Raw genomic sequence first — 14,654 nt, 5'->3', positions numbered from 1 at the left:
TTCCCCGGAACGCGCCGTTCGCGGACCGATCGACACCGTTCGCACCCGGTTCCGCTCAGATTCCGAGCGCGCGGCGGACGGCCGCGGAGTTGCGTCGCGAAACGGGCACCGCTTCCCGCTGCCGACCCTCCATGACCAGCAGCATCTCGCCCCGCGGCCCCCGCTCGATCTCGCGGATCCGGTCCACGTTGACGACGTAGCGGCGGTGGACCCGCAGGAACCCCGAGCCGGCGAGCTCGGCGTCGAGCTTGTCGAGGCCGGGCGTGGCCGCGCGCAACCGCCCCTCGTCGGTCGCCAGCCAGACGTCGTTGCCGTCGGACTCGGCGAAGGACACCTCCGGCAACCGCAGCAGCACCATCCGGTCGTCCCGGACGCCCACCAGGCGCCGGACCGGCATGCGGGGGTGCGCGGCCCCCTCGCCGGGCGCGAGGCGCTCGCCGTCCGAGGACCCGAACGCGATCAGGCTGCCGACCAGGTGCCCGGACAGGAAGACGGGCCGGATGCTGACGGGCGTCGGGTCGTCGGCGAGGTGGGTGAAGACCTGGGTGGAGCCGACCCAGGCGGGGTTGTGCGCAGCGTGCACGCTGGCGTATCGCGCGGCGCCGATGATGTCGGGTAGCCCGGAGTTCCAGCGGACCGTCGGATCCACCGCCGGCGTCGATGCCGGCACGCCCATCAGCACGCTCGCCGGGTCGTTCGCGATCACGACCTTGCCCGCGGTGTCCACCGCGGCCAGCGGGCTGCTCGACTGCCCCTTGGCCTGCGTGAACGCGGCGACGAGCTCCGCGCCGCTGTCGCGGGCGCGGCGTTTCAGGATGCTCTGGGCCCGCATGACCGCGTTGGCGAGCCAGCCCGCGGTCGACCGGGGCAGCGCGGTGCGCCAGCACGAGACGTTCAGGACCGCGATCGGCTCGCGGGTCACGACGTCACGCACGGCGACGCCGGCGCACACCCAGTTGTGGAACGCCTCGCACCAGTGTTCGGCCCCGCCGACCAGCACGGGGCCGTGCGTCTCCAGTGCCGTCCCCATGCCGTTGGTGCCCGCGGCGCACTCCGACCAGCAGTGCCACGGCTTCAGGTTCGCCTCGTCGGCGCGCAGCCGGGTGGCCGGGTCACCCCAGACGGCCAGGACACGGCCCGTGCAGTCGGTGACGGTGACGATGCCGTTGAGGCCCTCCACCTCGCGGGTCGCGGACGCTGCGACCCCGCCCATCTCGGTGAAGACCACACCGTGCTCCAGCGCGTGCTCGCCGGCGGCGGGGGCCGCGGGCGCCTCGGTGAGGTGCGGGTCGACCTTGTACTTCTCCCGGCAGCGCAGCCACGACACCACCACTTCGGGCCGGACCCCACGGATGTGGTCGTCGCCCTGCTGGAACCGCTCCCATGCGTCCAGCACCGAACCGTTGCCCGTTCCGGGTGGTGTTGCGAGCCGCTGTCCGTCGGTCATATGGAGAACCGCCTTTGGTTCGTCCGAAGCCGGCCCGGTGCGTACCGGCCCCGCGCGTCCACGGTCGGGCGACGCTGCCGCAAGCGGATCTTCCGATGGCCGCCCCAGGAGTACGCATTCCGGTGTACGCGCCGACCGCGGTGCGACGCAATAACGCAAACGAGGCTCGCCGGTCACTCACCCGTCGGAACCACACGAGTGAGCCCGCCGCCACGGCCGACGGCACCCGAACCGGATCTTCCGGCGGCGCGTCTCGCGCCCGCTGTCGCGGCGGCCCGCCCGCCGGCTCACGGTCAGGGGAGGCCGGGTACGCCCCCGGCGCCGTAGCCCTCCATCGCCTTCGTGAACGGCAGCGGGTCCCCGTCCACGAAGGTGTCGGGGCTGAATCCGCGATCGGCCATGACCCCCCAGGCCCGGCGGCGCTGCATCCCCAGGTTGCCCGCGTCGTAGAGCGGGAACACGACCGACTCCCGGTAGAGGCGCGCCAACGGGAACCGCGTGTCGAGGGCGTTGACGCCGACCAGACGCATGCAGTCGAAGACGACCCTCTGCATGAGGTCGCCGCAGAAGGTCTTGTTCATCGCGCCGATCGCGTGGCCGCCGTCGGGATGGGCGTCGAGGTAGTGGGCGGCCTTCCAGCAGAAGTACCGGGCAGCCTCGATCCTGGCCGCGATGTCGGTGAGCAGGTGCCCGACGGCCTGGTGCTCGATGATCGGCCCCGCTCCCCCGCCGGTGTAGGACTTCGCCCACTTGAGCGCGAAGTCGTAGGCCCCGCGCGCCACGCCGACCGAGGCGATCGCGGCGATGGGGCCCGACCACGTGAAGTTCCGACTGATCAGCAAATCCCCGTCGCCGGGGCAGAGGAGGTTCGCGGCCGGGACCCGGGCGCCGCGGAACGTCATCGTCACGTTCTGACAGGTGCGGTGCGCGAGCTTGTCGATGGATTCGTAGGTGATGCCCGGGGTGCCACGCTCGACGATGATCGCGCTCAGCGCCTCCGTGCCGCCGCCGGACCGGTCCGTCCGCACGATGCAGACGCTCATGTCGGCCCCGTCGAGGTCCCAGCCCCCCGAGTTGCAGGGCCAGTGCTTCTCGCCGGTGAGCACGTACTCGTCGGTGGCCGCGTCGAGCTCGGCGAGCAGCTGGATCCCGGCGCGCGGGCTCGGATGGTCGAAGTTCGCGGTGCCACCCCGTTCGCTCACGGCCCAGCCCGCCAGGAAGTCGCTGCGGCGCGGTCCGGTCGCGTACCCGAGCCACCTCTCCCGCTGCTCGTCGGTGCCGTGCCAGAGCACGGGCATGAGGGCCAGCCCGTTCACGAGCAGGATCGTCGGGAACCCCGGGTCGACCGCGCAGAGCTCCTCGATGGCGATCAGGAAGTCGACGTTCGACGCGCCGCCCCCGCCGTACTCCGCGGGCAGGAACATGGTGGTCATGCCCGCCGCAGCGGCCTGCTCGTACACCGGCTTCATGGCCCGGAACGCCTCGTGCGGATCGGCGATCCGGTCGGCCGCCTCCGCGGCGGGCCGCAGCACCTCACGGGCGAACTCACGAGCATTGCGCTTGAGCGCACGCTGCCGATCCGTGAGCGCGAAGTCGACGGCCACGATGTCCCCTTCAGGCACGAGACGATGGTCCCCGGGGCGTCACGACGGCCGTCCGGGAACGCGAGCGGTTCAGTGTCCGGTGCCGCCGCTCAGACCGAGCGCGCCGCGCAGACCGAGGTCGTTGTCGGCGATCTCCTCGAGCGTGGCGTCGTCGAGCACGGCGAAATATGCGTCCAGTGCGCGCGAGAAGACGTTCCGCGCCCCGCAGACCCCGGCCACCCGGCAGAACCGCGCCGGGCCCAGGCACTCCACCACCGCGTAGTCGTTCTCCATCGCCCGCATGATCTCGCCCAGCGTGATCGAGGCCGGATCCCGGACGAGGCGCACCCCGCCGCCGCGGCCCCTGGCCGTCTCCACCAGCCCCGCCGCGGCCAGCCCGGTGACGACCTTGTCGAGATGGTGACGGGAGATGTGGTGCGCGGTGGCGATGTCGCCGACCGAGCCCCGCCTACCCGGCGCGACCCGGAGGTAGAGCAGGACACGCAGCGCGTAGTCGGCGTGGTTGGTGTGTCTCAACTTCGGCTCGTCTCGTTTGGGACGGCCCGAACCTACCCGATACCGGCCCGGCCCGGCGGAGCAGCGCCGGGCCGGGCCGCCCGGCTCAGCCGGCGATCGTGTCGATCTCCTCGTGGTGCTTCCCGAACACCACGTAGTCGTCCTCCATGATCGCCCGCGGGTTGAACAGCGGGTCGGCGAGGATTCCGTGCACCCGGCGACGCTGCATACCCATGTTCCCGCCGTCGTAGATGGGCAGGACGGAGGCCTCACGCAGGATCTTGCCGAAACCGTTCTTGGTCTCCAGGCTGTTCACCCCGACGATCTGCATGCACTTGTACACGCACTCGAACATCAGCTCGGTGACCTGGATCTTGTTCATCGCCCCGACCAGCTCCGCGTGCTGGTCGTGCTTGTCCAGGTAGTCCGCGGCCCGCCAGGAGAAGTAGCGGCCCATCTCGATCTTCGCCGCGACGTCACCGAGGACGTACCCGACGTTCTGGAAGCCCATGATCGGCTTCAGCGCACCGGCGGTGTTGCCCTTGGCGAAGTCGAGCGCCATCTCGTAGGCCGCCCGCGCCATGCCCACCGCGGCGATCGCCGCGACCGGCCCGGACCAGGCGAAGTTCCTGTTGATCACCAGATCGCCGTTCCCGACGGCACCCGGGAGCAGGTTCGTCGCGGGGATCCTGGCGTTCTCGAAGACGATCTCCGCGTTCGACGCCAGCCGATGCCCCGTCTTGTCGAGGTGCCGGTAGGTGACGCCCGGGGTGTCCCGCTCCAGGACCAGGGCCGAGAGACCGGAGGTGCCGCCGACGTTCGGGTCGGTCCGGACGATCAACGTGCCCGCGTTGACCCCGCGTTCGTCCCAGCCCGCCGATGACGGCCAGTACTTGCGGCCGTTGACGACGTAGTGGTCACCATCGAGCTCGGCGGTGAGGCCGACCCCGGCCGGCCGCGGCAGCGGGATGTCGAAGTTCGCGGTCCCGGACGGGTTGCCGGGCGGTTCGCTCGCGGTCCAGCCACCGAGGTACTCGCCGGTCGGGTCCGAGGTCGCGGCACCCAGGAACTTCTGCTTCTGCTCCTCCGAGCCGTACCACGCCACCGGCATCAGGCCGAGCCCGTTGCACAGCACGGTGCAGGCGAACCCGGGGTCGACGACACAGATCTCCTCGGCGGCGATCACCAGGTCGACGCAGGAGATGCCGCCGCCGCCGTACTCGGCCGGCAGCATGCACATGGCGATCCCGGCCTTGTACGCCTCGACGTAGGCCGGCTTGGTCATCTGGAAGCCCTTGAGCGGGTCCGGTTCCGCGTCGGCTGCGGCGACGATCGGCTTGAGCACGTTCTCGGCGAACGCACGCACGTCGTACTGCAGCTTCTTCTGCTCGTCGGACATCGTGAAGTCGATGGTCATCGATTCTCCAGGTGGGGTGTGGGACGAGGACTCGCCGGTGCCCGGGTGTGCACGGCCACGGCCGCCGGCTCGATGACCTTCCCGAATCCGTATTTCACATGCGTTTTTTCGACGTTGCGGGCCGGTTGCCCCGTGTTGCGTTCCGCCGACGGGCTCGTACCGTGCAGTCCGGGGCTCGGCGAGTGCCTGCCCGAGGCGGACGACGACACGGGACACCGCGGGAGGCAGACGTGACCACCCGGCCCCGGTTCGATCGCATCGTCGTGATCTTCAACCCGCACAGCACGGGTTCCGCCGCCGAGCTGGCGGCGGAACTCGGCGCCGAGCTCACCCGGCGCCTGCCGCGGACGACGGTTCGCCTGCGCCCCACCGAACGCGCGGGCCATGCTCGCGAGCTGGCCGGGGAGGCGGCCCGCGTGCCCCGTTCCCTGATCGTCTCGGTGAGCGGGGACGGCGGCTACAACGAGGTCGTCGACGGCGTCATGCAGGCGGGCGACACCGGAACGGTCTGTGCGGTCATGGCCGCGGGCAACGCCAACGACCACCGCCGGACCACCCGCGAGCAGGCCCTCGGCGACGCCATCGTCGCCGGCGAGGTGCGGCACCTCGACCTGCTGCGCCTCACCGTCGGCGAGGGGCCCGGCACCGTCGTCCGCTACGCGCATTCCTACATCGGCGTCGGCCTCACCCCGATCGTCGCCATCGACCTGGAGAAGGGGGGCAAGGGCTCACTGCGGGAGATCGTCTCGGTGGTGCGCACGTTCGCGCGGTTCCGCCCGTTCGCCGTCACCCTGGACGACGGCACCCGCCGCAACCTCGACAGCCTCCTCTTCGCCAACATCACCCAGATGGCCAAATACGCGACGATCAGCGCGACCGGGCGACCCGACGACGGCCGGTTCGAGGTGATCGCGCTCCCGCACGTGTCGAAATGGAAGGTCCTCGGCGTCGCGATCAGGGCGGCGACCCGCGGACTGGGCCCGCAACCGACGGCGACCGCCTACCGGTTCGTCACCCACAAGCCGACCCCCCTGCAGCTCGACGGAGAGGTCCTCGCCGTCGACGCGCACACCCCCGTCCGGGTCGAGATCGCACCCGGCGCCCTCGCGACGGTCGGCTGAACCGCGGTGCGGCCCGCTCCGGGGGATCGGCTGTCGCCCACCGATCCCCCGGAGGGCGCACGTGTCGCTACTCCCTCGCCATCATGGCCTGGGCCTCACGCTCCAGGTCGACGTACAGGTCACCGCTGACGTCGACGGCGACGCGCCGGATCGTTCCGCCGGTGAACACGAACGGGTGCTCGCCGGGGTAGTCCGACGTCACCGGCTCGCCGCTGTCGCGCCCGACGCACAGGCCTTCCCCGGCCAGGCTGTAGAGCCCGGGCTGGGTCTTGATCCGGCCCTCGCCGACCTTCCGGTCGGCGTGGTAGAGCGACAGGATCCCGGTGGCGACGCCCTTGGGGTCCTCGCCGTCCTTGTCGAACGAGGCCGCGAGCAGCAGCTTCTCACCGATCGGCAGGTCGACCGTGCCGTCGATCTTCTGCTCCGTCAGACCGACGAAGTTGTTGACGTAGTGCAGCCGGCCCTCCTTGACGTAGAGGGCGTGGCCGCCGAAGCGTGAGCCGTGGGCGAACAGCACACCCTGCGCGCCCGGGGCCGGGATGTCGACGAGCGCGCCGATCGAGAACGACCGGTTGCGGACGTTGACCGCCTGCTGCTCGGGAACCTCGGCGGTGTTCGGGTAGTAGATGTATCGGTCGCGCTCGGCCGTCACCTGTGGGCGCGGCGTGATCATGATCTCCAGCGCGGACCGGTCGTCGAGCGGGAAGGCACCGTTGTCGCCAGCCTCGGCGTACCACAGGCTGACCAGCTCACGCAGCTTGTCGGGCTGCTCCTCCGCCAGGTCGTGCAGCTCGGCCCGGTCGACGTCGACGTGGTAGAGCTCCCAGGTGTCGTTGTTGAAGTCGCTCCAGCCGCTCAGCGTGGGGTGGGTCGTGACCGCCTTCCAGCCGTCGTGCCAGATGCCGCGCGAGCCGAGCATCGAGTAGAACTGCGTCGTCCTCGCCGACGGCGCGGACGGGTCGCCGATGCTGTAACGCATGCTGACGCCGTCGATCCGGCTCTGCACATGACCCTTGATCGTGTCCGGGGCCTCGACGCCGAGCGTGTCCAGGATCGTCGGCACGATGTCGATCGCGTGGTGGTACTGGTGGCGCAGCTGACCGTTGCCCGCCACGTCGGCCGCGGCGCCGGCCGTGGGCCAGGAGATGATGCACGGGTCGGCGGTGCCGCCGTTGAACTCGTAGCGCTTCCACATCTTGAACGGCGTGTTGAAGGCCATCGCCCAGCCGTTCGGGTAGTGGTTGTAGGTGCGCGTGCCGCCGAGCTCGTCGAGCATCGCCAGGTTGGACTGCATGTCGTCGGGGATGCCGTTGGCGAACTTCATCTCGTTGATCGACCCGTCGGGGCCGCCCTCGCCGCTGGCGCCGTTGTCCGACACCACGATGATCATCGTGTTGTCGCGCTGTCCGGACTCCTCCAGGTAGTCCAGCAGCCGGCCGATGTGATGGTCGGCGTGCGCGAGGAAGCCGGCGTACACCTCGGCCATCCGCGTGAACAACCGCTTCTCGTCGTCGCCCAGCGAGTCCCAGGGCCGGGTCTCGTCCAGCGGCGGGAACGGCTGCCCGTCGGGCCCGGTGCGGGTCTCCGGCGTGCCGAGCGGGTTGATGGGCGGCAGTTCGGTGTCCTGCGGGACGATCCCGAGCTCCTTCTGCCGCGCGAGGGTCTGGACGCGCATGGCCTCGTAGCCCATGTCGAACTGCCCGGCGAACCTGCTGATCCACTCCTTGGGGGCGTGGTGCGGGGCGTGCGCCGCACCGGGGGCGTAGTAGAGGAAGAAGGGCTTCTCCGGCGCGATGGTCTTGGCGTCGCGGATGAACTCGATCGCCTTGTCGGTGAGGTCCTCGGTGAGGTGGTAGCCCTCCTCCGGCGACTTCGGCTGGTCCACCGGGTGGTTGTCGTAGACCAGGTCGGGATACCACTGGTTCGTCTCCGCCCCGAGGAACCCGTACCAGCGCTCGAAGCCTCGCCCGGACGGCCAGTTCCGCCGGGTCGAGGCCAGGTTCATCTCGACCGTCGGGCACAGGTGCCACTTGCCGACCATGTAGGTGTTCCAGCCGCGCTCGCCCAGGATCTCGGGCAACATGCCGTTCTCCGGCGGGACGGTGCCACTCGCGTTCGGGAAGCCGACGGCCGCTTCGGTGATGCAGGCCATCGAGTTGCGGGTGTGGTTGCGCCCGGTCAACAGGCACGACCGCGTCGGCGAGCAGAGGGCCGTCGTGTGCCACTGGGTGAAGCGGACCCCGTCGTCGGCGATGCGGTCGATGTTCGGGGTCGCGATCGGGCCGCCGTAGCAGGACATGGCCGAGAAACCGACGTCGTCGAGCACGATGTAGACGACGTTCGACGCGCCGTCGGGCGCTCTCGGCGGCTCGAACGGCGTCCAGTCCGGTTTCGAGTCGCGGATGTCGACGTTGATCACACCGCGGAACGGTCGTGGTGCCATGGAACTGTCTCCTCTGCCGCCTCGTCACCAGGACGCGCGCCGCCGCGGACCCGGCCCGCCGATCACGCCCGTGCGCGGTCCGGTCCGCGCGAGGTGTGAGGCGGAGGACGGCGAGGACTCAGACCCTGCCCAGCCCGGGGCGCGCCACGGACCACCCGGCGAGGGTGAGCGAGCCAGGCTCGGGCGGGGCGCGGCGCGGCGGCGGCCCTCACCCTTCGCGAGTGATGCGATGAGGTGGGCGGGCCGCCGATAGTCGGGCCGTGACCCGACCCGTCGGTGCCGGCAGCGACACGTGCTGCTGTCCGTCCTCGCCGACCATCCGGGCCACCGTCGAGGAACCGGCTCCCGGCGCGCGCGCACCGGCGGAGACCGCACTCGTGGCGCTCGCCGGGGGCGAGTTCACGATGGGCTCCGACGAGCAGCGCTACCCCGAGGACGGTGAAGGCCCCACGCGGGTCGCCAGGGTCGCGCCGTTCGGGATCGCGGCACACGCGGTGAGCAACGACGACTTCGCGGCGTTCGTCGACGCCACCGGGTACCTCACCACGGCCGAACGGGAGGGCTGGTCCTTCGTGTTCGTGGGTCTGCTGCCCGACCGGTTCCCCCCGACCCGCTCGGTCGTCGGGGCCCCGTGGTGGCGCCAGGTCCACCTCGCCGACTGGCGCCGACCGGAAGGCCCGCGGTCGGACCTCGACGGTCGCGGCGACCATCCCGTCGTCCACGTCTCGTGGCTCGACGCCCGCGAGTACTGCCGCTGGGCCGGCGGGCGCCTGCCGTCGGAGACCGAGTGGGAGTACGCGGCGCGCGGCGGGCTGGACGGCGCCCGCTACCCGTGGGGCGACGAGCTGACGCCCGGCGGCCAGCACCGCATGAACGTCTTCCAAGGCCGCTTCCCCGCACACGACACCGGCGCGGACGGCTACCGCGGTACGGCGCCGGTGCACGCGTTCGCGCCCAACGGGTACGGGCTGCACAACATGACGGGCAACGTCTGGGAGTGGTGTGCCGACCGGTTCGGCCCGGGCCGGCCCGGGCAACGGAACATGCGCGGCGGGTCCTACCCCTGCCACGAGTCCTACTGCTGGCGCTACCGCTGCGCCGCGCGTTCGGCCAACACCCCCGACAGCAGCGCCGGCAACATCGGCTTCCGCATGGCGGCCGATCCCTGACCCTCCCCCACCCGAGCACGACCGGCCGCCCGGTCGTCGGACCAGAGCAAGAGCAGCGGCGCACCGAGCCCAGGAGGACGAGTCGTGGCCGACACCCCACTCGCGACGTGGCGCGACGGACCGACGAAGGACGCCGTCCTCGACTTCGTCCGGCGCACCTGCGGCGAGGACGGATCCCCGCCGGTGCCGGTCGAGGAACGCGTCGCCGTGTTCGACAACGACGGCACCCTCTGGTGCGAGAAGCCGATGCCCATCCAGCTCGACTTCATCCTGCGCCGGCTCACCGAGATGGCGGAGGCACGACCGGAGCTGCGCGAACGTCAGCCGTGGGCGGCCGCCGCCACCGGTGACCTCGGCTGGTTCGCCTCCCTGATGACCGCGCACTACGCCGGGGACGACACCGACGTGCGGACGCTGGCGGGCGGGATCCTCGCCGCCTACGCCGGGATCAGCGTGGAGGACTTCGAACGCCAGGCCGACACGTTCCTGCGCACCGCGACCCACCCCACACTCGGTCGCGGCTACCTGCGCTGCGCCTACGCCCCGATGGTCGAGCTGCTCGACCACCTGACCGACAACGGGTTCACGACCTACATCGCCTCCGGCGGCGGCCGCGACTTCATGCGTCCGGTCAGCCAGGACATGTACGCCATCCCCCGCGAGCGCGTGATCGGCAGCAGCAGCACCTTCACCTACACCAGCAACGACGTCGGCGGGACGATCACGCACAGGCCCGAGGCCGACTACCTCGACGACGGCCCCGAGAAGCCGATCCGGATCTGGAACCGCACCGGCCGCCGTCCCCTCCTCGCCGCCGGCAACTCCAACGGTGACGTCCCGATGCTCGAGTTCACCCACCGCCCCGACGCGCCCACCCTGCGGCTCCTCCTGCTGCACGACGACCCCGAGCGCGAGTTCGCCTACACCGCCGGCGCCGAGGAGGCGCTCTCGCGGGCGAAGACCGACAACTGGACCGTCGCGAGCATCAGGAACGACTGGACCACCGTCTTCCCGGCCTGACCTCCGGGGCCTCGCGGCCGACCGGCGAGCGAGCGGACCCTTGCCTCGTGAATCGATTCTATCCTCGCAGGCCTTCTTGAGTGGCGTGAGCCATGACCACTCCGATTCGGCAGCCGCCGTCCGTCGTTGACCGCGTTCGCGTTCGGACTCCACAGTGACAGAAACGTTTCTCTCCCCGCTCGCCACTCCACTGCCCGGCCGGTCGGTCCGCGATCGACCGAACGCCACGTCGACGCCCGAGGTGACCTGTGGGCACGATCGACACCCTGTGCGTGTTCTGCGGATCGAACGTCGGCCTACCTCGACGCCGCACGACGGCTCGGCACCCGGCTCGCCACCGACGGCATCGGGCTCGTGGACGGGGGCGCCGCCGTCGGCACGATGGGCGCACTCGCCGACGCCGTTCTCGCCGCCGGGGGCCGGGTGAGCTCGCGGACGCCCTGACCTGGTCGCAGCTGGGCATCCACGCGAAGCCGACGGCGCTGCTCGACACCGCCGGGTACTACGACCATTTCCTCCGCTTCCTCGACCACGCCGTCGAGCAGGGCTTCCTCCGCGCGGCCGACCGCGCACTCGTCCTCTCCGCGACCGACCCCGCCACGCTGCTCGACCGGCTGCGGGCGTGGCAGCCTCGACATGACCGGCGGTGGGAGCCGGTGGAAGGCTCCTGACCACGAGCCCGACGACAGGAGACGAGCGGTGACGAGCGGTCCGATCCCCATGATCATCGACACCGACCCGGGTGTCGACGACGCGTTCGCGCTGGTCCTCGCGCTGCGGAGCCCCGAGTGCGACGTGCGGGCAGTGACCGCGACGTTCGGCAACGTCGGCCGGGAGCAGACGTTCCCGAACCTCCGGCGCATCCTCGCGCTCGCCGACCGCGCCGACGTGCCGGCCGCTGCCGGCGCGGTCCGTCCGCTCGTCCACCCGCAGGCCGAGACCGCGCCCGACTGGCACGGCGTCGACGGTCTCGGGCTCCGCGCCGACGCGTTCCCCGCGCCCGGCCCGGGCGATGCCCGGTCGGCCGTCGAGCTCATGGCCGACGTGCTCACCTCCGCGGAGGCCCCGGTGACGATCGTCTGCCTGGGCCCGATGACCGACGCCGCGCTGCTGCTCGGGAGCCACCCCGCGCTGATCCCCCGGATCGGGCGGATCGTCGCGATGGGCGGGTCGCTGGGCAGCGGGAACACCCGTGGCGCCGGGGAGTTCAACATCTACGCCGATCCGGAGGCGGCACACCGGGTGCTCATCCAGGCCGACGTGCCCGTCACCCTCGTGCCGCTCGACCTGACCATGCGCTGCGCCGTCGAGGGCACGTGGCTCGACGAGCTCACCGCGGCGGGCCCCCGGTGCGCCACGCTCGCCGGGACCGCCGCGCTCTACCGCAGCACCTTCCTCGGCCGCTACGGCCGCGACGCCCTGGTCCTGCACGACACGCTGGCGGTGCTCGAGGCCGCCGTCCCGGGCACGCTCCGGACGACCGCGTTGCGGCTCGGCGTCGCGTGCACGATGGGCCCGGAGCGGGGGCTCATGGTCCCGGACCGCCGCCCCGAGGCACCCGGCGCACCCGTCGAGGTCGCCCTCGACGCCGACGTCGACGCGGTCCTCACCGAGATCCTGCGGCGGCTGACGACGCTCGACCGGGTCGCGCACGCGGCGCAGCCCGGTCACCGGTAGGCGGCCTGCCCGGTGAGCGCCTGGCCGACGACGAGGGTGTGGACCTCGTCGGTGCCCTCGTAGGTTCGCACCGACTCGAGGTTGTTGGCGTGCCGCAGCGGCGAGTACTCGCCGGAGATCCCGTTGCCGCCCAAGATGTGCCGGGACAGGTGGCCGTCCGCGGTCGCTCGGCCCGTGTCACCGCGTTCACCGGACGAGGAGCACCGGCGAGGTCGTGCGTCTCGTCCCCGCTCGGAGGTGCCGAGTTGCCCGGCCCGCGGCGGCGCGGCCATCCTGGACGGGTGAGCGAGAAGTCAGTAGCCCTGGACCTCGACGACTCCGGCCTGGCCCGCGGCCTCCCGCGGCCGGATCACCGGCACGACGCGATCCAGGACGTACCGTTCCGGCCCGTCGGATTCCGCGACGACGACCTGCCCTCGGCCCTGGAGCGTTCGGCCCGTTGGCTGCGGGAGGTCCAGGAGTGGCTCGGGGAGCCCGTCGACGTCATCGGCATCCACCTCGACTACGACGACAGCCCCGACGGCGTCTACTACGAGGTCAAGTTGCTGTGCAACGACGAGGACCTCGCCGGGGCGCCGATCGCGGTGCGCGCCCACGAGGGCACCGGTCAGCAGGCAGCCGGGGAGTCGTCAGCCGCCGGGTGACCCTGCGGCCCGACGGGAACCCCTCCTGACCCGACGCACCGGCACGCGGCCCGATCGACGTGGGGCCCGGCGATGTTCGCCGGGCCCCACGTCGTCACCCCGCGGCCGCGCCGCTCCGGAGGCGCGGCCGGGTGTCACGGCGCCGCGGGGGCGCGCAGCGCGGGCACCCCGGGACCGGTCAGCCGGTCCAGCGCGGCGGGGCGGCCGGTGAGCAGCAGGAGCAGGGCGTCGATGGACCCGCGGACCTCGCGGCCCGCCCCGGCGGCCCACTCGATGTCGTCGGCCACGAACCGGTATCCGGCCAGCCGCCGCCGGGTGTGGAACATCGCCCCGTGCGACCACACGCGGTCGGCGGCCAGGGCGGCGAGCCGTGGCGGCATCGCGAGGGTGCGCCCGAGCGGGAGGGCGATGTCCTGCCCGTGCACGAGGTAGTCGATGGCGGTCGCGTGGTGGGTCAGGGTCGGCAGCGGACGCCAGACCCCGATCCGGACGCGGATCTCGTCGACGATCACGTCGACCGGGAGTTCCGCGTGCCGGCACGCCGCGGCATGGATCGCCGCGTTCATCCCGCCGTGCCGGATCGTGTCGACCATCGCCCGTGGCATGTCGGACCAGCCTGTGTTCTGCAGCGCGATGTGCGCGGCCACCTGGCGGACGGTCCAGCCCGCGCACAGCGAGGGTCGTCGCCACTCGTCTGCCGACAGATCCTCCAGCAGCCGCACCAGGTCCTGGCGGTGCGCGTCGATGGCGGTCCATGCCTGGGTGCGGTCCATCGGGGCCGGGCTCCAGGGTTCCTGGCGCGTCATCAGATCGTCCTCCCCGCGGTCTCGGTCTCGTGTGTGCCGACGGCTGCGACCAGGGACTCGAGGAAGCCGGCGATCATGGCCGTCGGGTCGAACGCCGGGTCGGGCACGGCGAGCTGGTGCAGGATCAGCCCGGTCAGGTAGTTGGCGACCAGGTGCAGATGGTCGGGATCGTGGGACCCGATGAGCCGCAACCAGACGGCGAACCACGCATCGACCCTGCTCCCGTTCTCGGCGACGCGCCGGCGGATCGCGGCGTTGTGCCCGGCCTCGACGAGGATCGCGTACCGCGCGAGCGTCAGCTCGCGGTGCACGCCCGCGGCGTCGCGGGCCGCCGCACCGAGGACGCGGGCGAGCTCGGCCGGGGTCGTCGGCGAGACCGTCCTGGCGATCTCCTCGAAGTTCGCGCGTTCGCGGGCCGAGATCCGTTCGACGATCGCGCCGAGCAGCGACTCCCGGTTCGGGAAGTAGTTCGCGGTCGAGCCGACGGGCACGGCCGCCTCCGCGTCGACGGCCCGGTGGGTCAGCGCCCGCATCCCGCGGCCGCCGAGCACCCGGACCGCCGCGTCGAGCAGGACCTCGCGCCGGTTGGACACATCGCGAAACTACAGCTGTAGTGTCATCCACAACAAGTGTTGTCGAACAGTCAGGGACCTTGGTCCCGCGACGTGAGGTCGTCGGGTCGGTGCCCCGGGGGACGAACGGGGGTTAGTGTCGAGGGCACGGCACCCCAGGAGGCCCCCGGTGACCATCTCGGTGTTCCTGCTCGACGACCACGAGATCGTCCGACGCGGCATCGCCCAACTCCTCGAGA

13 protein-coding genes and 1 pseudogene are annotated in these 14,654 nt (G+C 71.7%); 6 read left to right on the top strand and 8 right to left on the bottom strand.

The window, feature by feature from the left end:
* Positions 1-55: 55 nt before the first annotated feature.
* The 4 genes from PSD17_RS02565 to PSD17_RS02550 all read right to left on the bottom strand — a co-directional run bounded on the left by PSD17_RS02565 (position 56) and on the right by PSD17_RS02550 (position 4,963).
* Positions 56-1,447, bottom strand: a complete 1,392-nt coding sequence (locus tag PSD17_RS02565) for a DNA-binding protein (protein ID WP_339121275.1) — start codon at positions 1,445-1,447, stop codon at positions 56-58.
* A 293-nt stretch (positions 1,448-1,740) separates the two neighbouring features.
* Positions 1,741-3,069, bottom strand: coding sequence for an acyl-CoA dehydrogenase family protein (locus PSD17_RS02560; protein ID WP_013672933.1), 1,329 nt, complete (start codon positions 3,067-3,069; stop codon positions 1,741-1,743).
* Between the two features lie 51 nt (positions 3,070-3,120).
* Complete coding sequence (locus PSD17_RS02555; RefSeq protein WP_013672932.1) at positions 3,121-3,567, bottom strand: RrF2 family transcriptional regulator; 447 nt, start codon at positions 3,565-3,567, stop codon at positions 3,121-3,123.
* An 85-nt stretch (positions 3,568-3,652) separates the two neighbouring features.
* Positions 3,653-4,963 carry an acyl-CoA dehydrogenase family protein gene (locus PSD17_RS02550; protein ID WP_013672931.1) on the bottom strand — a complete coding sequence of 437 codons (1,311 nt, stop codon included), beginning with the start codon at positions 4,961-4,963 and terminating at the stop codon, positions 3,653-3,655.
* 230 nt (positions 4,964-5,193) lie between these two features.
* On the opposite strand from PSD17_RS02550, the gene PSD17_RS02545 reads away from it, so the two are divergent.
* Positions 5,194-6,084, top strand: a complete 891-nt coding sequence (locus tag PSD17_RS02545) for a diacylglycerol/lipid kinase family protein (protein ID WP_339121271.1) — start codon at positions 5,194-5,196, stop codon at positions 6,082-6,084.
* 67 nt (positions 6,085-6,151) lie between these two features.
* Here the strand turns inward: PSD17_RS02545 and PSD17_RS02540 are convergent, their stop codons facing one another.
* Positions 6,152-8,527, bottom strand: coding sequence for an arylsulfatase (locus PSD17_RS02540; RefSeq protein WP_339121270.1), 2,376 nt, complete (start codon positions 8,525-8,527; stop codon positions 6,152-6,154).
* A gap of 260 nt (positions 8,528-8,787) precedes the next feature.
* Here PSD17_RS02540 and PSD17_RS02535 point away from each other — a divergent pair, with 260 nt between their 5' ends.
* The 4 genes from PSD17_RS02535 (at position 8,788) to PSD17_RS02520 (ending at position 12,393) form a co-directional block, all read left to right on the top strand.
* Positions 8,788-9,696, top strand: coding sequence for a formylglycine-generating enzyme family protein (locus PSD17_RS02535; protein WP_339121269.1), 909 nt, complete (start codon positions 8,788-8,790; stop codon positions 9,694-9,696).
* An 84-nt stretch (positions 9,697-9,780) separates the two neighbouring features.
* Positions 9,781-10,716, top strand: coding sequence for an HAD family hydrolase (locus PSD17_RS02530; RefSeq protein WP_339121267.1), 936 nt, complete (start codon positions 9,781-9,783; stop codon positions 10,714-10,716).
* Positions 10,717-10,964: 248 nt separating this feature from the next.
* Positions 10,965-11,387 carry an LOG family protein gene (locus PSD17_RS02525; RefSeq protein ID WP_339121266.1) on the top strand — a complete coding sequence of 141 codons (423 nt, stop codon included), beginning with the start codon at positions 10,965-10,967 and terminating at the stop codon, positions 11,385-11,387.
* Positions 11,388-11,415: 28 nt separating this feature from the next.
* Positions 11,416-12,393, top strand: coding sequence for a nucleoside hydrolase (locus PSD17_RS02520; RefSeq protein ID WP_339121264.1), 978 nt, complete (start codon positions 11,416-11,418; stop codon positions 12,391-12,393).
* On the opposite strand, the pseudogene PSD17_RS02515 reads toward PSD17_RS02520, so the two are convergent.
* Positions 12,384-12,536, bottom strand: a pseudogene (locus PSD17_RS02515) (acyl-CoA dehydrogenase family protein); the annotation flags it as partial. The gene PSD17_RS02520 and the pseudogene PSD17_RS02515 sit on opposite strands and share 10 nt — an antisense overlap.
* Before the next feature lie 138 nt (positions 12,537-12,674).
* Between PSD17_RS02515 and PSD17_RS02510 the strand changes: the two are divergent.
* On the top strand, positions 12,675-13,037 hold the full coding sequence (locus tag PSD17_RS02510) for a hypothetical protein (RefSeq protein WP_013672925.1): 363 nt from the start codon (positions 12,675-12,677) through the stop codon (positions 13,035-13,037).
* Positions 13,038-13,171: 134 nt separating this feature from the next.
* Here PSD17_RS02510 and PSD17_RS02505 read toward each other — a convergent pair whose 3' ends face one another.
* The gene (locus tag PSD17_RS02505; RefSeq protein ID WP_339121260.1) at positions 13,172-13,843 is read right to left on the bottom strand and encodes a maleylpyruvate isomerase family mycothiol-dependent enzyme; all 672 of its coding nucleotides are present in this window, start codon (positions 13,841-13,843) and stop codon (positions 13,172-13,174) included.
* Positions 13,843-14,436 (bottom strand): TetR/AcrR family transcriptional regulator, encoded by a 594-nt coding sequence (locus PSD17_RS02500; protein WP_103380570.1) that lies wholly within the window; start codon positions 14,434-14,436, stop codon positions 13,843-13,845. The genes PSD17_RS02505 and PSD17_RS02500 overlap by 1 nt, the downstream gene beginning before the upstream one ends.
* Between the last annotated feature and the right edge of the window lie 218 nt (positions 14,437-14,654).

The sequence above is a fragment of the Pseudonocardia sp. D17 genome, assembly GCF_036984265.1.
In the GTDB taxonomy this organism is placed as follows: domain Bacteria; phylum Actinomycetota; class Actinomycetes; order Mycobacteriales; family Pseudonocardiaceae; genus Pseudonocardia; species Pseudonocardia benzenivorans.
This window is presented reverse-complemented; position numbering and strand designations above follow the sequence as displayed.

What these genes read in the sequence shown, in the direction of transcription:
- PSD17_RS02565 (WP_339121275.1), bottom strand. Translation starts at nt 1,447, where the DNA reads ATGACCGACGGACAGCGGCTCGCAACACCACCCGGAACGGGCAACGGT.
- PSD17_RS02550 (WP_013672931.1), bottom strand. Translation starts at nt 4,963, where the DNA reads ATGACCATCGACTTCACGATGTCCGACGAGCAGAAGAAGCTGCAGTAC.
- PSD17_RS02540 (WP_339121270.1), bottom strand. Translation starts at nt 8,527, where the DNA reads ATGGCACCACGACCGTTCCGCGGTGTGATCAACGTCGACATCCGCGAC.
- PSD17_RS02505 (WP_339121260.1), bottom strand. Translation starts at nt 13,843, where the DNA reads ATGACGCGCCAGGAACCCTGGAGCCCGGCCCCGATGGACCGCACCCAG.